18 protein-coding genes are annotated in these 22,444 nt (G+C 38.1%); 4 read left to right on the plus strand and 14 right to left on the minus strand.

Annotated elements, in window-relative coordinates; genetic code table 11:
* Positions 1 to 36 precede the first annotated feature (36 nt).
* Complete coding sequence (locus ACINWC141_RS17385) at positions 37 to 693, plus strand: DUF2238 domain-containing protein (protein ID WP_009393499.1); 657 nt, start codon at positions 37 to 39, stop codon at positions 691 to 693.
* Between the two features lie 19 nt (positions 694 to 712).
* Here ACINWC141_RS17385 and blp2 read toward each other — a convergent pair whose 3' ends face one another.
* The 9 genes from blp2 to ACINWC141_RS17430 form a co-directional block, all read right to left on the minus strand.
* A complete protein-coding gene (gene blp2, locus ACINWC141_RS17390; protein WP_034679046.1) occupies positions 713 to 2,908 on the minus strand; it encodes an Ig-like repeat protein Blp2 in 2,196 nt (731 codons plus the stop codon).
* 245 nt (positions 2,909 to 3,153) lie between these two features.
* Positions 3,154 to 3,771, minus strand: coding sequence for a cytochrome b/b6 domain-containing protein (locus ACINWC141_RS17395; RefSeq protein WP_009393566.1), 618 nt, complete (start codon positions 3,769 to 3,771; stop codon positions 3,154 to 3,156).
* A gap of 135 nt (positions 3,772 to 3,906) precedes the next feature.
* A complete protein-coding gene (sohB, locus tag ACINWC141_RS17400) occupies positions 3,907 to 4,869 on the minus strand; it encodes a protease SohB (protein WP_009393626.1) in 963 nt (320 codons plus the stop codon).
* Between the two features lie 148 nt (positions 4,870 to 5,017).
* Positions 5,018 to 5,920, minus strand: a complete 903-nt coding sequence (pstB, locus tag ACINWC141_RS17405; protein ID WP_009393441.1) for a phosphate ABC transporter ATP-binding protein PstB — start codon at positions 5,918 to 5,920, stop codon at positions 5,018 to 5,020.
* Positions 5,921 to 5,933: 13 nt separating this feature from the next.
* Positions 5,934 to 7,331 carry a phosphate ABC transporter permease PstA gene (pstA, locus tag ACINWC141_RS17410; protein ID WP_034679048.1) on the minus strand — a complete coding sequence of 466 codons (1,398 nt, stop codon included), beginning with the start codon at positions 7,329 to 7,331 and terminating at the stop codon, positions 5,934 to 5,936.
* Complete coding sequence (pstC, locus tag ACINWC141_RS17415) at positions 7,328 to 8,707, minus strand: phosphate ABC transporter permease subunit PstC (protein WP_009393725.1); 1,380 nt, start codon at positions 8,705 to 8,707, stop codon at positions 7,328 to 7,330. Before pstC ends, pstA begins: the two co-directional genes overlap by 4 nt.
* A 100-nt stretch (positions 8,708 to 8,807) precedes the next feature.
* A complete protein-coding gene (locus tag ACINWC141_RS17420; protein ID WP_009393506.1) occupies positions 8,808 to 9,839 on the minus strand; it encodes a substrate-binding domain-containing protein in 1,032 nt (343 codons plus the stop codon).
* A 476-nt stretch (positions 9,840 to 10,315) separates the two neighbouring features.
* Entirely contained in the window at positions 10,316 to 11,695 is a 1,380-nt protein-coding gene (locus ACINWC141_RS17425) for an amino acid permease (protein WP_009393651.1), read from the minus strand.
* Between the two features lie 140 nt (positions 11,696 to 11,835).
* Entirely contained in the window at positions 11,836 to 13,557 is a 1,722-nt protein-coding gene (locus ACINWC141_RS17430; protein ID WP_009393430.1) for an alpha-keto acid decarboxylase family protein, read from the minus strand.
* Between the two features lie 134 nt (positions 13,558 to 13,691).
* Between ACINWC141_RS17430 and ACINWC141_RS17435 the strand changes: the two genes are divergently transcribed.
* Complete coding sequence (locus tag ACINWC141_RS17435) at positions 13,692 to 14,177, plus strand: Lrp/AsnC family transcriptional regulator (RefSeq protein ID WP_004643588.1); 486 nt, start codon at positions 13,692 to 13,694, stop codon at positions 14,175 to 14,177.
* 69 nt (positions 14,178 to 14,246) lie between these two features.
* On the opposite strand, the gene ACINWC141_RS17440 is transcribed toward ACINWC141_RS17435, so the two are convergent.
* From ACINWC141_RS17440 to ACINWC141_RS17450, 3 genes are all read right to left on the minus strand, one after another.
* A complete protein-coding gene (locus ACINWC141_RS17440) occupies positions 14,247 to 15,677 on the minus strand; it encodes an aldehyde dehydrogenase family protein (protein WP_009393462.1) in 1,431 nt (476 codons plus the stop codon).
* A gap of 286 nt (positions 15,678 to 15,963) precedes the next feature.
* Complete coding sequence (locus ACINWC141_RS17445; protein WP_009393619.1) at positions 15,964 to 17,496, minus strand: pyridoxal phosphate-dependent decarboxylase family protein; 1,533 nt, start codon at positions 17,494 to 17,496, stop codon at positions 15,964 to 15,966.
* A 2-nt stretch (positions 17,497 to 17,498) separates the two neighbouring features.
* Complete coding sequence (locus ACINWC141_RS17450) at positions 17,499 to 18,872, minus strand: diaminobutyrate--2-oxoglutarate transaminase (protein WP_034679054.1); 1,374 nt, start codon at positions 18,870 to 18,872, stop codon at positions 17,499 to 17,501.
* A gap of 466 nt (positions 18,873 to 19,338) precedes the next feature.
* Here ACINWC141_RS17450 and ACINWC141_RS17455 point away from each other — a divergent pair, with 466 nt between their 5' ends.
* Entirely contained in the window at positions 19,339 to 20,040 is a 702-nt protein-coding gene (locus tag ACINWC141_RS17455) for an SIMPL domain-containing protein (RefSeq protein WP_009393520.1), read from the plus strand.
* 63 nt (positions 20,041 to 20,103) lie between these two features.
* On the opposite strand, the gene ACINWC141_RS17460 is transcribed toward ACINWC141_RS17455, so the two are convergent.
* Positions 20,104 to 20,727, minus strand: a complete 624-nt coding sequence (locus ACINWC141_RS17460; protein ID WP_009393563.1) for a TetR/AcrR family transcriptional regulator — start codon at positions 20,725 to 20,727, stop codon at positions 20,104 to 20,106.
* 117 nt (positions 20,728 to 20,844) lie between these two features.
* Between ACINWC141_RS17460 and ACINWC141_RS17465 the strand changes: the two genes are divergently transcribed.
* Positions 20,845 to 21,309, plus strand: a complete 465-nt coding sequence (locus ACINWC141_RS17465; protein WP_009393665.1) for a hotdog fold domain-containing protein — start codon at positions 20,845 to 20,847, stop codon at positions 21,307 to 21,309.
* 35 nt (positions 21,310 to 21,344) lie between these two features.
* On the opposite strand, the gene ACINWC141_RS17470 is transcribed toward ACINWC141_RS17465, so the two are convergent.
* Positions 21,345 to 22,439, minus strand: coding sequence for a fatty acid desaturase family protein (locus ACINWC141_RS17470; RefSeq protein WP_009393562.1), 1,095 nt, complete (start codon positions 22,437 to 22,439; stop codon positions 21,345 to 21,347).
* Between the last annotated feature and the right edge of the window lie 5 nt (positions 22,440 to 22,444).

Consider the following 22,444-nt stretch of genomic DNA (forward strand, 5'->3'; position numbering starts at 1 on the left):
TTACACTGATATAAATCACAATAAAGTCTTCATAAAATGATCGAAAAACAATTCAAACTTAAACACTATATTGCTCTTAGCCTTATTTTGATTGCCATTATACTATCTGGTATTCAGCCTCTTGAATTTGAAGCTTATTTACTTCATCAGATGGGTACAGTCTTTATGCTAGTTATCCTATTTATTATTTTTAAAAAGATTGGTCTCGATTTTTTAAGTTTTACTTTCTATTTAGGTTTTTTGCTCATCCATATTATTGGTGCGCACTATTTGTACTCATACGTGCCTTACAATGACTGGATTCAACACATATTCCATTTTAATCTAGATCAATACATGGGTTGGACCCGTAACATGTATGATCGTTTAGTTCATCTGGCCTATGGGGTTTTACTCTACCCTCTTATTTATCGAGTTTTTCAGGTTTGGTTACCTACAGCGCGGCCTTTCACTCTGTTTTTACTTGTGGTCCAGTTCGTGATGGCATCTAGTGTTTTTTATGAACTCATTGAATGGGCAATTGCCATTGGTTTATCACCAGAGCAAGCTGAGAATTATAATGGTCAACAAGGCGACATGTGGGATGCCCATAAAGATATACTATTAGCAACAATTGGTGCAATTCTCTATGGACTTGCGGCTCTTATAAAAACACCTAAACACATAGTCATAAATAAAAAAAGCGCTCAATGAGCGCTTTTTTAAAGGTTCTTTAGACTACCGGATAAGTCTGATCTAAAAGATTTGGCAAAATTGAAGTAGCTGTGTTTGGTAGAAGTTGATCCAGATTAGTTGTGACATCACTAGTGGTGTTGCTTACATCACTATGTTCATGCACCACTGGTTTAGACTCTGTTGAAGATAAAAGCTTTGCGATCGGGTCAGAAGTATCTGTTGAAGAACTTTTTAATAAATCATCTAAGGACACAGATTTTTGCTGTTGATGGTTCGTTTCGCTTGTTGCATTTTGCGCGAATTTTAAAGTACTCAAACCAACACTGTCCGCCACAGAAGGAACAACTTCATGTGTATCACTACTCATAACTTCACTAGCCGCCACTTTTGGTGCGACTACATAAAAGGTGAATGGTGAACTGACTTCACTGGTAAGACCTGCTGCATCAGTTTGAATTAAAGTAATGGTATGTTTACCGAGGGCTAAATCTTTATCAAGTGTAAATGACCAAGTCTTACTCGTACCTAAATCACCTATTTTAATAATCGAAATTGCGACTCCGTTATCATAAATAGTCAAAGTCGCATTGGATTCAACTTGAACAGTAAATTTTGGTTTAGCATCATCGGTTTCAGAACCAGCTGTAATTGCTCCCTTTAAAGCCCCCACATCATCATCTAAACTTTTTAAAACAGGCTTAGCTGGTGGAATCGTATCTTTATCACTACCAACAATCTCCAGCGCAACAGATTTATTTCCTGCACTGTCTGTTGCTATTACAGAACCTTTCAAGCTATCGGTTAAAGCAGGAGAAATAGTGATTGTAAATTTTCCATTCGCATCTGCTGTTCCAGTACCAATAATCTTATCTGCTGAATTTTTGATTTCTATTTTTGCATTGGCTTCGGCGGTACCAGTAACAGAAGTTCCTTCTGCATTGACTTGAGCTGTGGGTTTATCTGGCGCTATGGTGTCATAGCCAGGGGTAACCTCTAAAGGCTTAGATTTATTACCCGCTGCATCTTCAACAATGATTGTCGCCTTTTGCGATTCTTTTAAGGCCGAAGAAAGCGTAATTTGAAATTCACCTTGCGCATTTGCCGTACCTGTTCCAATGACTTTACCATCAGCATCTTTTATCTGAACTTTCGCATTAGCTTCAGCTTTTCCTTCAACCACTGTTCCTTCTTTATTGACTTCAACTAAAGGAGTCTCTGGAGGAATAGTATCTTTCCCAGCAAAGATGAGAGTCGCTTCGGATTTATTTCCAGCAGCGTCCTGAGCAATGACTTTACCACCGGCTTCACTTGTCAAAGGAGGAGTTAGCTTTAAAGAAAAAATTCCATCTGAATTTGCTTTTACAGTACCTAATAATTTTCCGCTAGCATCATAGACATTTACAGTAGCATTCGCTTCAGTTTTACCCTCTAAGATCGAACCATCTTCATTTAATTGAGCCTGAGGAGCATCTGGAGCAATTGTGTCTTTGGTACCAGTAACAACGGTGGCTTTAGAGTTATTTCCAGCAGCATCTTGAGCAATAACAGCTACTTTTTCACCGTTTACCAATGGCTTATCAAGTTTAATAGTAAAATTACCATTGCTATCGACAGTACCCGAAGCAAGAACCTGTCCTTTTGCATCTTGAATATAGATCTTTGCATTGGCCTCTGCTTTACCACTGACCGTAACAGTATCATCAGCCAGAGTAGCTGTGGGTTGATTAGGTGCAATTAAATCTGGCGCCGATGATGAGTCATCTTTATCATCTTTATCAAAAGCCCAAAGGTATAAACCTTCAGCGGCTAAAACTGCTAAGCCTGCTTTTAACACATTACCCATCGAAAAATTTGGAGAATCATCAACTGCCATGGTTGAAGCTGGCTGACTAGTACTTGTATAGGCTAAATCTGTGACATGGTCTAGACCTCTATAGTCTATAACCTTACCTTGTGCATCGAATTGTGCTTCAACAAATTTTCCTTGTTCAGTCGGAAAAACAAGCGAATGTTCTGTTGTGTTTGTTGCTTCATTAAAGAAATTTTCTAAAACAAGGGTTTCTCCATTTTTTAAATGGATGATAAGACTTCCACCCTGCTTTTCCATCGATGCTATGTCTTTTTGGCTAACACCAATCTGAATGATTGCAGGTTGGTTTAAAACCACTTTATTGAGCTGACCATTTTGCAGAACGTCCAAACCCTCTTTGGATGCCACAATTATTCTTGTCATTATTTCCTATCCTGAATTTCAGTTATATTTTTAAATGTCTAACTTTTTAAATGATTCATCTAAAAGCTATTTTATTGCTGTTTAAAATATCAAAACCATGTGTTTATCACAATTCAAAAAGTATATTTATCAATAATTATTTTTGACTTTTAATTAAAATATCTATTTCTCATAAAAGTTATATAAGCCTTAAATATTACATATTTTAGTATTTACTTAATTCCCCCTATTTTAAGAGCATCATTTTACATTCTTAAGTAAAAAAAGCTAAAAGTGCCTATCAAAATCAAAAGGCATAAAGCAGACAATTTAGTAATCTTCGCATCTGATAGCGTCATTTTTAGCATACTCCAGCCCTGAAAATGTTTTGCAAAAATGCTATTTAGAATAAGAGTTGAAACATGCAACAAAACCAAAGCTAAAAATAAGTTTGCAAAAAATTCGTGTAGGTCTTTCAAAGAAAAATTAACATGCTCAGTTGCATACCCTAGCCCCACCACAATGGGAATCACGAGAAATATAAGTACAATTGAAATTTGAAAAAGTGCAATGCTGATTGAATGAATTGAATTTTTAGAAAAAATATTTCTAAAATTTGAATGGACTAAAGATTTTTTGATCGCCCTTATCGCTATATTACTTCGCTTTTTAATGCCAAACGATGTTGTACTTGAAATACGCGGACTCAAAAAATGCCAGATCACTCTCACGGTAATACTAATAAGAAGTACGTAACCAAACATCATATGGACTTGGTGTAGATCTTCATTATTTCCGGTAAAGTAAGCACCAATAAAGCCAAGCATAATAGTTATATGTAAGATGCGTATTAGAATATCAATATGTGACCATGTTTTTGTCATCACAAAAGCTCAAAAGTGAAAAGTTAACTATAACTTTTACAATTGAAACTTAAACAAATATTAATCAATTTCTTTCACCCCCCATAAAAAAAGAGTACCCATTTAGGTACTCTTTAGTTCAAAAATTTAGGTTAATTAAAATCTAGTATCACGCATTTGAACTAAAGTTGAATTAGCTTTTGCCAAACTATCTACAACTTTATTCATTACAGCGGGAATCAAGCTATCAGCCATCTGTGCCGCTTGCAAACCTAGCTTTTCACCTAAGGTCGCTTTTTTACGAGTGTTAATTACATAGACATCATGCTGTGCTAATAAAGCCAATAGATACTCATCAGATGTTTGTAATTTATCAACTAGGTTGAGATTAAGCGCATCTTCACCATACCAATGTTCGCCTGTAGCGACTTTATCAACATTAAGCTGTGGTCGATACTTTTCAACAAAGTGCTTAAATAACACATGCGTTTGTTGAAGCTCTTCTTCAAACTTCGCTTTACCTTCAGGTGTATTTTCGCCAAACATCGTCACTGTACGCTTATACTGCCCTGCCGTGTAAAGTTCAAAATCAACATTATGTTGTTTTAAAAGTCGGTTAAAGTTTGGAACTTGAGCAACCACACCAATTGAACCAACAATAGCAAATGGTGCTGTAATAATTTCATTTGCGATACATGCCATCATATAGCCGCCACTTGCTGCCACTTTGTCTACACAAATCGTCAGATGGAAACCTGCATCGCGTAAACGCACCAATTGAGCTGCTGCTAGTCCATAACCATGTACCATGCCTCCAGGGCTTTCAAGGCGAACGACAACACGATCACGCCCTGCCTTAGCAGTTGCTAAAATGAGGGTAATTTCTTCTCGTAAGTTTTCAACTGCTGATGCTTGAATATCACCTTTAAAATCTAACACAAAGATTTTCTGATTATTTTTACGGCGAATTTTAGCTTCTTTAGCAAGTTGTTGAGCCAATTGTAAAAGTTCTAAACGGCTTGCAGTTGTTTGTGCAATTTTTTTTCTCTGTTCATTTACACGTGCATTTAAATGACTAACACGTATTTCTGCAGGGAGTTTAGGCAAATGGAATAACATAAAATTCTAAGCTCATAAGTTATCTTTTATAGCCTTAAGATGTGGTCCTTTTGACTAAAATTCAATAGCGTTTTTGCAAAATAGAGTCATTTTCATTTATATAATAAAAAAAAGAGCTCATGGCTCTTTTTCTTTTCTTGATTATCAATTAACCAAAGCGTCCAGTAATATAGGCTTCTGTTAACTGATGGTCAGGCTGCGTAAAGACTTTTTCAGTTGAGTTGACTTCAATCAAATCACCTAAATGGAAATAAGCAGTACGATCAGAAACACGCGCTGCTTGTTGCATCGAGTGAGTCACAATGACAATTGTATATTGCGCTGATAGATCAGAGATCAATTCTTCAATTTTTGCTGTTGCAATTGGATCGAGTGCAGAACACGGCTCATCCATTAAAATGACTTCTGGACTAACTGCAATTGTACGTGCAATACATAAACGTTGTTGCTGACCACCTGATAAACCCGTACCCGGTTGATTCAAACGATCTTTCACTTCGTCCCATAAACCCGCTTTACGCAAGCTATTTTCAACAATTTCTTCAAGATCATATTTATCACGCGCTAGACCATGAAGTTTTGGGCCATAAGCCACGTTATCAAAAATAGTTTTAGGGAATGGGTTTGGCTTTTGGAATACCATACCAACCTGAGCACGTAATAATACGACATCAAGATTTGGATCATAAATATTGTGGTTATCGAGTGTAATCTTACCTGTTACACGACAACCATCAATTGTGTCATTCATGCGGTTTATCGTACGAAGAAAGGTCGATTTACCACAACCTGACGGGCCAATAAAAGCAATAACTTCGTTTTTGTAAATATCGAGGTCAATACCCTTAATCGCTTCAAAATCACCATAATAAACATGGGCATCTTGTGCACTAATTTTGATTTCGGTTGAGTTCTGCTTTTTTGAAGTGTGTGGTTCAAAATGCGAAACATACGAAGTGCCATGGTTCTGCGATTTATCTGTAAATTGAGATTGTTCAGTGTTCACTAACTTATCCTTTTCTAAGGAATTCGTAATATCAATAGTATTCATAATTTATCCTCTATTACCAACGCACTTCGAACTTTTTACGTAACCAAATTGCAAGACTGTTTAACCCAATCATTAAAGCAAGTAGTACGATAATCGCAGCGGCAGTACGGCCTTCGAAGAAGTTACGCAACTCATTACCTTGCCATAAGTAAACCTGGACAGGTAAAGCAGTTGATTGATCAAATGGAGTTGTTGGAATACTTGCAACGAATGCACTCATTCCAATTAAAAGTAAAGGTGCAGTTTCACCAAGCGCATGGGCAACGCCAATAATCGAGCCTGTCATAATGCCTGGTAAAGCTAATGGTAAAACGTGGTGGAAAACAGTCTGAAATTTAGAAGCTCCCAAACCAAGTGCAGCTTGTCGAATAGAAGGTGGTACTGCTTTTAGTGAAGCACGTGTCGTAATAATGACTGTTGGTAATGTCATCAAACTTAAGACCAAACCACCTACTAACGGAGCAGATAAAGGTAAATGCATCCACCCAATAAAAATTGCCGCACCGAGTAAACCAAACACAATTGAAGGAACAGCAGCAAGGTTATTGATGTTGACTTCAATAATGTCTGTAAGAATATTTTTTGGAGCAAACTCTTCAAGATAGATTGCGCTGGCAACACCAATCGGAATTGCAATAATGATCACAATCAGCATCATGAATAATGAACCCATGAATGCACCTGCAAGACCACTAATTGCTGGTGAACTACGAGAGTCCGGATTCTTAAACAAGTTCAAATTGAACGTATTTTCAAGAATACCTTTTGCTTTTAGCTCATCTGCAAGTTTACGAACTTCTGGGTCAAGTTGTTGCTGATCATCTGGCAATGAACGGTCAATATTACCTTTTAACCAGACATCGACATTCGCATCGCCTAAGAAATTAAGATTTTCTTTTTTACCAATGAGTGATGGGTCTGCAAAAACCATGTCACGTAAACGATAAGCTTCTGAACTTGCATATAGGCTACTCAAGTAATCACGCTGTGATGCAAGTGCAGGATCTTTCGCAATCATTCCATTTACAATGATACCATCCCAATCGACCATACCCATTTTGGTTTGCCAGTCGATATAACGCTCTTGATAATGTGCAGGTGTTTCCCCCTGCCCACGAACAGGTACAGGACCTGCATTAATCACTTGCGGATCAAAGTAAATTGGAACAGTCATACTTGTTTGCCAAAAAGCAGGTAAACCTTTTGCCAAAATACTGGTAAACAATAGCGCAACGAATGCAAGTCCAATTACGACTGCCGAGAAACCAGCATAACGAAAAGCTTTTTCTTTACGATGACGTTTAGCCAAAGATTTTTCGATGACCTTTTTACGTCGTTCACGTGATTCAGCAGCAGCTTTTGGATCAAATACGTTCTGATCCATAGGAGACGATGTATTTGATGTACTCATTCGTATTGCTCACGGTATTTACGCACAATGTACAGTGCGACAATGTTTAGACATAAGGTAATCACAAAGAGTGTTAGACCTAACGCGAATGCAACCAAAGCTTGTGGGCTGGCAAAGTCAGTATCACCAGTTAACTGTTTTACGATTGTAACGGTCACTGTCGAAACAGCTTCAAATGGATTTGCATGTAAAAGTGGACTGTTCCCGGCTGCCAAAACCACAATCATGGTTTCCCCTACGGCACGCGAGACAGCTAATAAAAAGGCGCCTGTAATGCCCGGTAACGCAGCGGGTAAAACGACTTGACGAATTGTTTCCGACTTAGTTGCTCCAAGTCCTAAAGAACCGTCACGTAAAGCACGAGGTACTTGGGTAATAATGTCGTCTGATAAAGAAGAAACAAACGGAATAATCATAATCCCCATCACAAAACCAGCAGTTAAAGCACTGGTCGCGTTAATTTCAAGACCAACATAGGCACCCGCTGTCTTGAAAAATGGTCCAATAATCATCATGGCAAAAACACCATAAACAATTGTTGGAATACCAGCTAAAACTTCAATTGCTGGTTTTGCCCATGAGCGTAACCAAGGAGAAGCATATTCAGCTAAATAAATGGCAATCATTAATCCAATTGGTACGGCAACGAGTAAAGCAATACCGCTGACCATGAGTGTGCCCCAGAGCAATGGTAATAAACCATAACTGCCCTCGACATTACCTGAAGTACTAAAGCCAGGGTTCCACTCTGTTCCGAAGAAGAAATCAAGCGGACTTACAAAACGGAAGAAGTGCATTGCTTCGCCAAACATCGACATCACAATACCGATGGTTGTTAAAATCGCAACGCCAGAACATAAAATCAAAGCAACATTAATGGCACGTTCAACTTGGTTACGTGCACGATATTGTTGATTAATTTTTTTCTTTGCCCACACTAAACCTAATAAAGCTGCACAAACGACAACAGCAAATTTGGCAAAAGAGCCAATGGTTTGAAATTTTGCGAACTGTTGAGCAGCAGCTAACTCATAGGCTGCTGGTTTGTCACTTACCCCAAAACCTGAAGCAATCGCTTGAACACGATCAACTAATACGCTTCTTCCCGCTTCATCAAGTGAAGCACTTATCGATGCGGGAATATTATTAAAAATAATATGATTTAAAATACTTGGTTCAACCAAGCTCCAAATGATCAAAATTAAAAAAGCAGGGATACCGCACCAAAGCCCAACCAGTGCACCATAATAACCAGGACGAGAATGTAATGTCGCCGAGTTGCTTCCCTTACCTGCTAGGCTACGGCTCTTTCTCAGCCCAAGTTGATATGCGATTGCCACAAGGGCTAACAACACACCGATAAGTAGCAGATTCATGTACTCTCCACTGTTTTCTCAATTGTCATAATTTGGAAAAACAAGTTAGACAAAAAGGCTGATGAACTCTCAAGATCACCAGCCCCCTATTCAAACTAACTTATTTAACAGTTTTACCTGCTTTAAAGTCAGCCAAAACTTTTGCACGTTCAGCATCAGACATTGCGATTAAGCCATCACGTTCAGCTTTAGAACCTTTACCTGTCGCTTTTTTGCTTACGAAATATTCTACATATTGCGGTAAGCCTTTAACTGATTTTAAATGTTCGCCTTTCACATAGAAGAACAATGGACGAGACACAGGATATGTACCGTTCAATACTGTTTTCTCAGATGGAAGAACGTTATTTACTGTTGCTACACGTAACTTGTCACGGTTCATATCATAGAAACTTAAACCAAACACGCCTACTGCACTTGGAGAAGTCTTTAAGCGAGCTAGAGTTTCTGTGTAGTCACCAGCAATTTCAATTACACGGCCATCTTTACGGAAAGTAGAACATGCTTTCTTCTGAGCATCTTTATCTAGGCTCTTGAAGTATTCATATGATTCACAACCAGCATCAACCATTTTCTCTTGGAAAACTTCACGCGTACCGTGGTTAGACGCAGGAATTACAAGTGTAATTGGTTCGTTTGGAAGTGATTTATCAATCTGGTTCCAGTTTGTATATGGGTTTGGAACCAATTTACCTTTTGAAGGTAACTGTGCAGCTAAAGCAGCAAACACATGGTAAGGTTTTAATTTATAAGCTGCTTTGTGTGAGTTAGACGCAAATACGATACCGTCGTAACCAATTTTGATTTCTTGAATTTGTTTTACACCAGCTTTGTTACAAGCTTCAATTTCAGTACTTTTAATTTTACGAGAAGCGTTAGCAACGTCGATTGTGTTATCGCCAACACCTTGACAGAATTGTTTTAAACCAGCAGAAGAACCGCCAGAACCAACTACAGGAGTTTTAAATTGAGGGAATGTATTACCAAACTCTTCAGCTACAACGCTGGCAAATGGTAATACAGTTGAAGAACCAGCAATTTGAATCGTATCACGAGCTGCATTTGCAGTCGTTGTTACAGCTGCCCCAGTTACTGCTAACGCAATTGCGATTTGACGTGGATTTAAGCGCATTCTGTTCTCTCTCATTAATGCAATAGGTTGTACGTCACTTTTTGTTGAGTGCTTGTACGCTCTTCGATAGCTGCATTGTGAATAGAAAATATGACAATTAAGTTACAGTATGATGACGCTTTAATGATTTCGATATTGTTAATTGTCACATTATTATTTTTTATCTATTATCAAATATTTAATTCAAACCAAGTGGGTATTTTACTTTATATATTAGTCTGTATTATGACACTCATTAAAAATATAGAATTTAAATATTCATAAAATATAAAATAAAAAGATATTATAAATATTTTAAAAATCGATAATTTAAGTTTATTTTTACTTTTACTACTAAAAATAATTTTATGACTAAAACTGTTATTAAATTTTGCGATAAATAATAATTTCTTTGTAACATTAAAATAATATGACAAAAGATAAAGGGTTACCTTCCGTATGTAAGGTAACCGCAATATCATTGTAAATTTAGCGGATTAATTCGATTGTACTTCTGGCATCGCTACCATTTTTTTACGATATTTTAAGAAATACATCAGTGCTAAAACAGCAAGCCAGATGGGGCCTAAAATAACAGCCAATCTCATATCTGGCGTCATTGCCATGATAATAAGAATAAAGCATACAAAGCTAATGGTTAAATAATTACTCCATGGGCTAAGAATACTTTGAAACTTAGTTTGACGTTTTTGCAATTTCATTGCTTTAGTAAATTTCAAATGTGTGACTGAAATCATAAGCCAGTTAATAACAAGTGCCGCCACAACAAGCATCATAAAGAGCTGAAAAGCTTGACCAGGAATCAGATAATTCACAACCACACATATTGCTGTAATAGATGCAGAAACAACTGCTGCTGGAACTGGAATACCACGGCTATTTACTTTTTTCAAAATTGCCGGAGCATTGCCCTGCTCTGCTAAACCATGCAACATACGGCTATTACAATAGATACAACTGTTATAAACTGAAATAGCAGCAATCAAAACAACAAAGTTTAAAACGTTCGCAACGCCATTACTGTTTAAAGACTGGAAAATCATTACAAATGGACTACCACCTTCTGCCACCATATTCCATGGGTAAAGACACAGTAAGATCCCAATTGCGCCGATATAAAAAATTAAAATACGATAAACAATCTGATTCACTGCTTTTGGAATAGTGGTTTCAGGTTTTTTCGTTTCAGCAGCAGCAATACCAATAAGTTCTAGACCACCAAATGCAAACATAATAACAGCTAAAGCCATGACAAAACCGTGAATCCCGTGCGGGAAGAAACCACCGTGTTGCCATAAATTTGCAATACCTGCTTGCGGACCAGCAGAACCTGTGAATAAAAGATAAGTACCAAAACCAATCATGCTTAAAATTGCAACAATCTTAATGCACGAAAATAAGAATTCAGATTCCCCGAAAAAGCGGACATTGACCAAGTTAATGCCGTTAATCAAAATAAAGAAAAATAAAGCAGTCAGCCATGTCGGAATTTCAGGCCACCAGAACTGAATGAAGGTTCCAATTGCACTGAGCTCCGCCATGCTTACCAGCACATATAACACCCAATAGTTCCAGCCAGACATAAAACCAGCCATTTTGCCCCAGTATTTATTGGCAAAATAACTAAAAGAACCACTTACTGGCTCTTCAACAACCATTTCACCTAAATGACGCATAATCAAAAAGGCAATAATTCCTGCAATTGCATATCCCAATAAGATTGAAGGACCTGCCAATTTAATCGTTTGAGAAAGACCTAAGAATAACCCTGTTCCGATCGCGCCTCCGAGTGCGATGAGTTGAATATGCCGATTGGATAAGCCTTGTTTTAACTCGTGCTTATTGTTTGCATCCATAACATTATCTCCAATGTTGGTGTCACTTCCTGTACACCTTTATTCAGCACCATATCCGAAGATCAGAAACCGACCTTCGGACATAAGTTTGCTTTAATATGAGTCCATTTAATTTTAAGAAGACTTGTCCTATCTTCTATTTAAAACGAGCTTGCATCCTTACATTTAATAGGCTGGGAACGCTCCTTTAAAATTTCGTAGCCACGATCGCCGTAATCAAAACGCGCGATGACTGAAGCAAATTTTTTCAAACTTACTGGCGCATCCATTGCTGGTAGTTTTAATTCAATAAAAGTTAACTGATCATTTAAATGAACATTATCTAAAACACTTCTAAGCTGCCCTGCGGTTTCAACTACATAAGTGGTATGGCCTTTTTTACCGTTAAATACAGCTGGAATTTCGGTGTATTTCCAATTTTGCACGTCGTTATAGGCTGCATTTTCACCCATGATTAATCGCTCAATGGTATAACCACCATTGTTCAGCAAGAAAATAATAGGTTTTAAACCGTGACGGATAATCGTAGAGAGTTCTTGTACCGTAAGTTGGAATGAACCATCACCAATAAATAAAATTTGACGACGTTCAGGTGCGGCCAGCAAACTACCGAGCAAAGCTGGTAAGGTATAACCAATTGAACCCCAAAGTGGCTGAGCAATATATTTAGCTGTCGCAGGAAGTTTTAAACCAGACAAAGCTGAGTTTGAAGTTCCTACCTCACCAATAATCACATCGTCTTCTTTTAAGAACCCTGCAATATAGTTCCAGAGCACATCTTGGCTTAGCTTTTGTTGGGCTGGAGCTTCAAAGGCTTTTTGAGGCTGTTGTTCAAGAACAGGTTTAGTTGCTTTACGCGGTGCAACTTTTTTATTTAACTCAACAAGTAATTGCCCGATCTCAATACCGGGGTAGTCCTGACCAAAAATATTCAGGCCATAAGACTTAATTTCAATATAGTTTTTAGTCTCAATTTGATGAGTAAAGACGGCTGAACCGACGTCTGTAAAACGTGCACCAATACCAATTAGGCAGTCAGATTGCTCAATGATATTTTTTACATGCGGCTGGCTTGCCCCACCTACATAAGTACCGATGTAACGTGGCGAACCTTCATCCATAATATTTTTTGCAGTATTCATACCCGCAAATGGAATTGAGCACTTTTGAGATAAATCATTAAGCAAAGAAGTCACGCCAAAAACTGAAGCTTCATTATCAATGAGAAGCGCTGGGCTTTTTGCATTGTTCAAAATGTCGCAAAGTTTATTGACTACGCTGTTTAATAAATCTGGTTCAACTGCTGGATAACTTAAATCAAGTGGTCGCTCACTAACTTCAATTTTAAAGTGAGTAATATCGCCTGGTAGTTGAATGTGCACAGGGCGGCGATCAAGGAAACACTGACGTAATACACGATCAATTTCAAAGGCTGCATTTGCAGGAGTTAAACGTGTTTGAGCAACTGTGAACTCTTTCATACAGTTCATAATATTGTCGTAGTTGCCATCAACCAACGTATGGTGAATTAAAGTGCCCTTTTGAACTGCATGTAAAGGTGGAATGCCAGAGATATGAATGAGAGGTACATTTTCTGCATATGCACCTGCAATGCCATTAATCGCGCTTAAATCACCTACACCATAAGTAGTTGCCAAGGCAGAAAAACCGTTAATTCGTGCATAACCATCTGCTGCATAGGCAGCATTTAATTCATTACAATTTCCAATAAATTCGAGTTCTGGATCTGCTTCAACTTGTTCAAGATATGAGAGGTTAAAATCACCAGGTACACCAAAGAGATGTTGGATACCCATTTGTTTTAGACGAAGATTTAAAAAGTCACCGATTTCTATGAACATTGCTCTATATCCTTTGAGACCAATTTTTATTCCATAGAAAAATAATATTTCATCTACCTTTTAGATTTCGTGCATAATGAAAACGCATTTTAATAAAAATACATGATTTGTGTATCATAAAAGGATTTTATGCAATGGATAAGTTCGACTGGCAAATCATTCAGGCGCTACAAAAGAATGGACGGCTCACCAATCAGGAAGTTGGAGATTTAATCGGTTTATCTGCTTCCCAATGTTCTAGAAGAAGACAGCTCCTTGAGCAAAAAGGCATAATTTTAGGCTACACCGCCCGCATCCAGCAGCAAGCGCTAGGACTGGAAGTCACAGCGATGATTCATATTAATTTAAGAACACACGAAGCAAAATCACAGCAGGCTTTTCAAGAATTAATTGAAGCGGAAGACAACATTCAAGATGCATTTTCAATTAGTGGTGATGCGGATTTTATTTTAAAAGTCGTTGCAGAAAACTTAGAACAGCTTTCTCAATTTGTAACCGAAAGATTGCTTTCTTATAATTTTATTGGTCACATAAAGTCTTACATTGTTCTGAAAAAAATCAAAGAACAGAATCATTTTTTAATCAAACCTAAAGGTCACGGTTACCATCACACAACTTAGGCAGACTAGTATTTAATAAAATAATTTAAAATAAAAAGGCGGATCTATCATCCGCCTTAAAATTAATATTTAGACTTTACTGATATGAACTGTTTGCCCGATCGTATTTTCAAGTAAACCTTCTAAACCAAACTCAGCACCTAAGCCTGACATTTTCCAGCCACCAAAAGGCGCATGAGGCAGTACTTCTGCATGGGTATTAATCCAAACAGTACCGCATTGAAGCTGAGTCGCATAAGTTTGAGCAGCTTGAATATCAGAAGACCAAATTGAGCCACCTAAACCGAATTCACTGTCATTGGCTCGTGCAATTGCATCGTTGATGTCTGTATATTTTAAAACAGGCAACACTGGACCAAATTGTTCTTCTTGTACAACACGGCAAGAGTCAGACACTTCTGTCAAAATGGTAGGTGCAATAAAGTAGCCCTGCTCTGGTAACTGCTGTTGACCAGAAAGTGCTTTTGCGCCTTGCTCAATTGCATCGGCAATAAGTTCTTTCACCTTGTTATATTGCATTTGGTTTTGTACTGGACCAAACGTGGTAGAAGTCTCCATTCCATCGCCCACAATTTGAGCATTAGCAATATCAGCTAGTTTTTGGGCTAAAGCATCGTATTGGCTTTCATGCACATATAAACGTTTTAACGCCGCACACGTTTGACCCGCATTCAAAAAGGCAGTATTGAAAATCTTAGCTGCAATTTCATCTATATTTGCATCTGGTAATACAATACCCGCGTCATTACCGCCGAGCTCTAAAGTTAAATGTTTTAGTTGTTGAGCTGCACCCGTCATAATGTGCTGACCAGTTCTGGTTGAACCCGTAAACACAACCTTTTGTACATCTGGATGAGAAGAGAGTGCTTCACCAATCTCACCAGCACCCACCACAATTGAAATAACACCTGCTGGAACTTCTTGCTGAATGATTTCACATAAACGCAAAGTCGATAGTGGCGTATATTCAGAAGGTTTGCTGATGACAACGTTTCCGGCGCGTAATGCTGGCATAATATGCCAAACTGCAATCATCAGTGGCCAGTTCCAAGGTGTGATTGAAGCCACCACACCTAATGGTTGACGATGGCGCTCAATACGCTTAGCTTCACTATCTTCGATAATTTCAACGGGTAAATCCATAGCAGCCGCATAACGAGTCCAACCAATTGCACCCTGCACTTCCATTTGCGCGAGTGCCAGTGGCTTACCTTGTTCAAGCACAACAAGTTCAGCGAGCATTTCAGCATGCTTTTCAATACCATCCGCAATCTTATTCAAAATGGATTTACGTTCATCATGGGAAACGAGTTGCCATGCTTTAGAAGCCTGCTTAGCTGCGGCAACAGCCTGATTTACTTGAGCAACAGATGCTTTTGAGCAACGCGCGGCAGTTAAACCTGTAGCAGGGTTAATAATTTCCAGTTCACCTTGCTCACCTGAACAAGATTGACCGCCAATAATCAGTTTAAATTCACTAAGCACATTAACTTGTTGCATTTCTTCTTCCTTGTCTTAATTGTAATTACAGCCACTTACTTTTTTCAGTTAAAACGGGATTATTTAAAGTAAGTACGATATTGATATATCAGTGTGACCAAAAATATTGTGAACATACCAATACAATAAGAAATTTGCTCCCCATAAATCATGCATAATTATTTTTGTTTTGTGAAAATATGCATGATTTGTGCATGTATCCTTTTCTTCATACACAATTCAAATAAAAACAATCTGCAATAAAAAAGCCCGGTAATAAACCGAGCTTTTTTTGTTATCAACTCAATTAGTCGATTGGTGGTACATAGTTACCAGAAGCAATTGCATCTTTAATGCGGTCAGCTTCAGCCAATACTTGACCTAAAAGGTTTTTAACGTTTTCGAATGTCACAACAGGGCTTAATGTTGTCATTTTCAATGACTGTACATTACCAACTTTTGTTACACCGATATTTGCTTCACCACGTGCAAACAATTCGTCCGCTACGTTTTGGTTTAAGCTATCGATAAACTCAACTGGGTAGCCTTGTGGAACAACACGGAATAATACCGAAGCAAACTGTGGTTCAACTAAAAGTTCTAAACCTTCAGTTGCCTTGATGTAATCTGCAACTTCACGAGTAAGTTTTACACCATGGTCAATCATTGAACCGTAAAGGTCTTCACCAAGCGATTCAATTGTCATCCACAATTTCAATGCATCAAAACGACGAGTCGTTTGTAATGACTTAGAAACAAGGTTTGGCACACCATGTTCTTCGTCATAAGCAGAGTTCAAGTATTCAGCTTCGTAGTGCATGAAACGATAGTTCGCTTCATCTTTTAACAAGAATGCGCCACAGCTAATGCTTTGGAAATAATGCTTATGGAAGTCAAGGGTAATTGAGTCTGATAATTCAATACCATCAAGCATTGCACGATAGTCATTTGACAGAATTAATGCACCGCCCCATGCCGCATCGATATGCATCCATGAACCATATTTATTGGTAATTTCACGGATTTTCTTCAATGGGTCAATTGCACCAGCATCAGTAGTACCTGCTGTCGCAACAACACAAGCTACCACTTTACCTTCTGATTGCAAATGCGCCATCGTTTTTTCGAGAGCATCTACATCCATCTGTGCATTTTCATTCACAGGAACAGTCACAACTGACTGGAAGCCCATGCCCATCATTGCCATGTTCTTTTGCACAGAGAAATGCGCATTTTCAGAACAAATGACTTTGACGTTTTTCATTGCCTCAGCTGGAATACCATCACGCTGTACAGACCACGGATTACCGTTTTCGTCTTTCCAGTTTTTCGAAATGCACCAGTCACGAGCAAGCAATACACCCATTAAGTTAGATTGAGTACCGCCAGAGGTGAACACACCTGCCTGACCAGAACCATAACCCACTTTTTGGCGTAACCAATCAATAAGCTGAACTTCCATTAATGAACCGGCTGGGCTTTGATCCCATGAGTCCATAGACTGGTTAGTTGCATTGATAAGTACTTCCGCAATCTGGCTCATTACCATCGTGGGACAGTGTAAATGTGCTAATGAATGCGGATGATGTACTTTTAAGCTTTTATTTAAGAAAAGCTCAATCATACGTTGAAGTGATTCTTGTACACCCATACCTTCTTTTGAAGGTTGGAAAGAAATTGCTGAACGCAATTCTTTAATGCTACCGCCTGTGTACATCTTTTCGTTTTGCAACCATGCTGAAACGGCTTTTACCGCTTCGCCCATTGCTGACTCATAGTCAGCAATGGATTGTGCATCATTGCAGAGTAATGCTTTACGATGTTCTGCAAAATCCACCATACTTATGCGCCTCGTACTGCAACCAATGCTTCTGCAATTGCTTTCTTAAAGCGAGCAACTACTTCAACACACTCTTCTTGAGTGATGATAAGCGGGCAAAGTAAACGAATTACTGTACCGTTACGACCACCTTTTTCAAGCAATAGTTTATTGTTGAAACAAGCAGTTTGAATTGCAGCAGCTAATTGTGAGTCAGCAGGATGCGAACCCATACGATCAGCTGGTTTACGCTCGTCAACGATCTCAACACCGATCATTAAACCGCGACCACGTACATTACCGATACATGGGAATTCTTGAGCTAATTTTTTAAATTCAGCTTGTAAGAAGTCACCACGCTCTTGGGCATTTTGAGCAAGATTTTGTTCAGTAATCGTTTTTAATACGACAAGGCCTGTACCCATAGCAAGTTGGTTACCACGGAAAGTACCCGTGTGACCAGCAGGTTGCCACGCATCAAATTTACGTTTAATACCTAATACTGCAAGTGGTAAACCACCACCTACCGCTTTAGACATTACAACAACATCAGGTTCAATACCTGCATGTTCAAATGCAAACATTTTGCCTGAACGTGCAAAACCAGCTTGAACTTCGTCTAAAATTAAAACGATGTTGTGCTTTTCAGTCACTTCACGGATTTTTTGCAACCATTTTACTGGAGCTGTAACGACACCGCCTTCACCTTGAATCGCTTCAAGAATAACAGCAGCCGGTTTTGTTACACCGCTTTCAACATCTTCAATAAAGTTTTCAAAGTAGTAAGTTAAAGCGTCAACACCAGCTTCACCACCTAAACCAAGTGGGCAGCGGTATTCATGCGGATATGGCATGAATTGTACGCCAGGCATTAAACCGTTAACTGAATTTTTTGCACTTAAATTACCAGTCATAGCAAGTGCACCATGGGTCATACCATGGTAACCGCCAGAGAAACTGATCACTGAACTACGACCAGTGTAAGTCTTAGCAAGTTTAATTGCTGCTTCAGTTGCGTCTGCACCAGCAGGACCACAGAACTGCAAGCAATATTCTTCTTTACCACCTGGTAAATATGCTAACAATGCTTCAGTGAATGCATCTTTTAAAGGTGTGGTTAAGTCTAAAGTATGCAATGGCAAACCACTTGCCAATGTATCTTGAATACTTTGAATCACCGCAGGATGATTATGACCTAAAGCCAATGTACCTGCCCCAGCTAAACAATCAAGGTACTCTGTACCTTCAACATCAGTAACCCAGCATCCTTGTGCTTTCGCTATCGCTAACGGTAATTTACGTGGATAGCTACGAACATTTGATTCCATTTGACTTTGGCGAGTCAAATAATATTCGTTAGTAGCATTAGTGGCAGGGTTAACGGAAGTAACGCTCATATCGGATTACCATCTCTGATAGGGGTAGAAAGAAATAAGTCTGGTGACGATTGGTCCTTTGACTCGGTGCTTTATAGAACTAGTAAAGACACTTATTTTATATCTTGTAACTAGGAGCGCGATGATACCTAATTTTACAAGAAAAAAAACGTCTTTTATGTACTTTACTCATCTAATCTTATTGAAAAAATGTATCATCCCAATAGTTATGATGAATTATCATCATACTATGTGACAACCTAAAGAAAATATTCTTTTTTTATATTACTTTGATTTTTTAAGTTACATTGAAATACTTTAATTTTAAGTCTTTATTTTTAGAAGATTTTATCTGTACCAAAATTTAAAAAATCTGTTCTAAATATTACAAATACGCCACAAAATCTGCAAAAGTTATGCATAAGTTATGTTTAACATTTCTTAATGAAAAAAATTAAATCTATATTAATTTTTAAAGGAAAAATTTATGCGTACTTTAGCTGTCTCAACTCTTCTTTTAGGTTCCCTCCTTAGCCCTTTAGTTTTTGCTCAGGATGATAATGCTTTGAACTATAATATTGTGAACGTACAAGCTGAAGCTTCTCGTCAAGTTTCTAATGATGAAATGCATGCAACTTTATATATTGAAAAAAGTAACAAACAACCAGCCGAACTTTCAAATCAAATTAATCAATTGATGAATCAAGCGCTTAATATTTCTCGTAAATATCCGCAAGTAAAAGTGGAAACTGGCGCGCAGAGCACTTATCCAATTTACGATAACGATAGTAATAAGCTCAAAGAATGGCGTGGCCGCGCTGAAATTCGTCTAGAAAGTAAAGACTTTAAAGCAGCAAGCCAGTTAGTCAATGAATTACAGCAAAACTTCCAAACTCAATCGATTAATTTTACGGTTTCTGATGAACAACGTAAAAAAGTTGAAAATGATTTGATGGTTGAAGCGTCTAAAAACTTTCAACAACGTGCTCAAATGTTGACTCAAGCATGGAATAAAAGCCAATACACGCTCGTTAACTTAAATTTAAACACTAACAACTATTTCCCACAGCCTGTAATGCGAGCGAGTATGGCAAAGTTCGCTGCTGCTGAAGCGGCTCCAGCCCAAGACATGGCAGCTGGTGAGTCTAAAATCACCGTAAATGCAAACGGCTCAATTCAATTTAAATAATTTTTTTCATCAAAAAAGCCGCTTGAAAGATGCGGCTTTTTTTGTATGTGCGGTTTAATATATTCAACTCAAATTTTGCAAAGAATCCCAAGCAGCTTTTGCCAAAATATCTTTATAAACTTTAGGATTTGAAGAAACGCGTTGCGATAACCATGCACGGCAGTAATTTTCTGTAGATCCAATGACTAATGAAAGTAATAACTCATGCGGTATAGATTTTAAAAACCCAGCCTCAGCATACTTTGAAATTTCACTAAAGATTTTCTGATTTCTTAATTTATTTTTTTGAACAAGACGCTCTTGGTCCTCACCCTGCATCACACTAAAACGAGCAGATATTAAAAATTTAGCAAAGTCAGGTTGTTCACTTACCCAATCAATATAACTATGAATAAAAGCATATAAAACGTCTTGAAGGGATTTTGCGCCTTCCAGATAGTCATCTCTTAACGTCGCTTGGTCATCTAAAGCAGCAAAGAATAAAGTCGCAACGATCCCTTCTTTATTTTTAAAGTGGTGATAAATAGCCCCTACACTACTGTCTGATTTCGAACGAATCATCTCAATACTTGTGGTTTCAATTCCATTCTCTAAGAAACAAGACAAGGCATCTAACAAAATCTGTCTCTTTAAAGCAGCTCTTCTGCCTGGATATAACCGTTCTAATAACTCTTGTGCAGATTGCATTATTTGTTCCCCAACCAGTTATCGGAGATATTCTGAATGACTTGACTCGCTTTTGTAAACAGAATTATATTCTTTAACAGAAAATAATTCTGTTTTTATTATATGGAGCCTTAAATCATGGCAACCACTTTAGAACTTTGGAACAAAGTGTCTGCTTTTCCTAAAGGAAAATGGACTTTCTCACGCATGCTATGTTTAAAAGCACCGTATTTCGGCAGTATTTCACCATTATTTATTGAGTTAAAACCGAATTATTGTGAAATAGCGATTAAGAAAAAGCGTTCTGTTCTCAATCACATTGGAACAGTGCATGCGATTGCGATGTGTAATATGGCTGAGCTCGCAGGTGGCACAATGACAGAAGTTACTGTGCCTAACACACACCGCTGGATTCCCAAGGGCATGACTGTCGAATATTTAAAAAAGGCAGAAACAGACTTAATTGCAGTTGCAACGCCTGTAGAAAAAAATTATGACTGGGATAAAGCTGGTGAATATTTAGTAAATGTAGAAGTCTATGATTCGCAGAAAGATAAAGTCTTCCAAGCTACGATTACCATGTGGATTTCTAAAAAGAAGTAATAAAAAAGCCCTGAACTCATCAGGGCTTTTTTTGATTATTTTTTAAAGGGTAAAGCATATTTAAAGATACGACCCACAACCTGACCAAACTGTTTAGCCAAACTTGCGTTGTTATAGTTCAGACCATATTTTTTACATACAGCTTCAACTTTTGGAGCCATTTGACGATAACGGCGCGCAGGAACATCAGGATATAAATGATGCTCGATTTGATGGCTCAAATGTCCGCTTAAGATATGTAACGCTTCTGAACCTTTTAAGTTTGAAGAACCACGAATCTGGCGCATATACCAATGACCACGACTCTCTTCTTGTAAAACAGACTTTGGAAATACTTCTGCATCTTTAGTAAAGTGACCGCAGAAAATAATCGTAAATGTCCAGATATTACGAAGACCATTCGCAACCAGATTACCAGTAAACACAGGTAGTGCTGCTGGACCGGCAATTAAAGGGAAGAAAACATAGTCTTTAAAAAGTTGTGTACCAATCTTTTTATTAACAGGTTTTAATTCTTCCAAAAATTTTGCCATGCTCTTACGTTTATAAAGAACGCGACCAATTTCAAGGTTCTGTATGGCTACGCCCCATTGGAACAATAAGCAAAATGGAATGCTATAAACAGGTTGAAGTAAGAAACCTGGCTTCCAGCGTTGCTCTGGGAATAAACGAAGTAAACCGTAACCAATATCATCATCTATACCTTTAATGTTGGTATAGGTGTGATGTTTATAGTTATGAGTTTGACGCCAGTTATCAGAAGTACCGACGGTATCCCATTCGTAAGTTTGACCATTAAATTTAGGATCATTCATCCAGTCGTATTGGCCATGCATCACGTTATGACCAAGTTCCATGTTTTCCATGATTTTAGAAAAGCCTAATAGACCTGTTCCTAAAATCCATGCTGGTGGGAACCAACCTGCAAACAAACAAGCTCGGCCTAAAAAACTACTGTAACGAACTGCTGCATAGACACGGCGGATATATTTAGCGTCTTTTTCACCCAAATCATCCAATACTTCTTGTTTGATCTGATCGAGCTCTTTTGCAAATGCATCAAGTTCTGCTGGAGTCAAATCGCGATTTTTAGGATTTTTAAAATATTCGACTTTCACTGGCATATTCATAAAAG

The sequence above is a fragment of the Acinetobacter sp. WC-141 genome (assembly GCF_000313935.1).
GTDB lineage: Bacteria > Pseudomonadota > Gammaproteobacteria > Pseudomonadales > Moraxellaceae > Acinetobacter.

Coding starts and splice junctions, on each gene's coding strand:
- ACINWC141_RS17385 (WP_009393499.1), top strand. CDS start 37: ATGATCGAAAAACAATTCAAACTTAAACACTATATTGCTCTTAGCCTT.
- blp2 (WP_034679046.1), bottom strand. CDS start 2,908: ATGACAAGAATAATTGTGGCATCCAAAGAGGGTTTGGACGTTCTGCAA.
- ACINWC141_RS17395 (WP_009393566.1), bottom strand. CDS start 3,771: ATGACAAAAACATGGTCACATATTGATATTCTAATACGCATCTTACAT.
- sohB (WP_009393626.1), bottom strand. CDS start 4,869: ATGTTATTCCATTTGCCTAAACTCCCTGCAGAAATACGTGTTAGTCAT.
- pstB (WP_009393441.1), bottom strand. CDS start 5,920: ATGAATACTATTGATATTACGAATTCCTTAGAAAAGGATAAGTTAGTG.
- pstA (WP_034679048.1), bottom strand. CDS start 7,331: ATGAGTACATCAAATACATCGTCTCCTATGGATCAGAACGTATTTGAT.
- pstC (WP_009393725.1), bottom strand. CDS start 8,707: ATGAATCTGCTACTTATCGGTGTGTTGTTAGCCCTTGTGGCAATCGCA.
- ACINWC141_RS17420 (WP_009393506.1), bottom strand. CDS start 9,839: ATGCGCTTAAATCCACGTCAAATCGCAATTGCGTTAGCAGTAACTGGG.
- ACINWC141_RS17425 (WP_009393651.1), bottom strand. CDS start 11,695: ATGGATGCAAACAATAAGCACGAGTTAAAACAAGGCTTATCCAATCGG.
- ACINWC141_RS17430 (WP_009393430.1), bottom strand. CDS start 13,557: ATGTTCATAGAAATCGGTGACTTTTTAAATCTTCGTCTAAAACAAATG.
- ACINWC141_RS17435 (WP_004643588.1), top strand. CDS start 13,692: ATGGATAAGTTCGACTGGCAAATCATTCAGGCGCTACAAAAGAATGGA.
- ACINWC141_RS17440 (WP_009393462.1), bottom strand. CDS start 15,677: ATGCAACAAGTTAATGTGCTTAGTGAATTTAAACTGATTATTGGCGGT.
- ACINWC141_RS17445 (WP_009393619.1), bottom strand. CDS start 17,496: ATGGTGGATTTTGCAGAACATCGTAAAGCATTACTCTGCAATGATGCA.
- ACINWC141_RS17450 (WP_034679054.1), bottom strand. CDS start 18,872: ATGAGCGTTACTTCCGTTAACCCTGCCACTAATGCTACTAACGAATAT.
- ACINWC141_RS17455 (WP_009393520.1), top strand. CDS start 19,339: ATGCGTACTTTAGCTGTCTCAACTCTTCTTTTAGGTTCCCTCCTTAGC.
- ACINWC141_RS17460 (WP_009393563.1), bottom strand. CDS start 20,727: ATGCAATCTGCACAAGAGTTATTAGAACGGTTATATCCAGGCAGAAGA.
- ACINWC141_RS17465 (WP_009393665.1), top strand. CDS start 20,845: ATGGCAACCACTTTAGAACTTTGGAACAAAGTGTCTGCTTTTCCTAAA.
- ACINWC141_RS17470 (WP_009393562.1), bottom strand. CDS start 22,439: ATGAATATGCCAGTGAAAGTCGAATATTTTAAAAATCCTAAAAATCGC.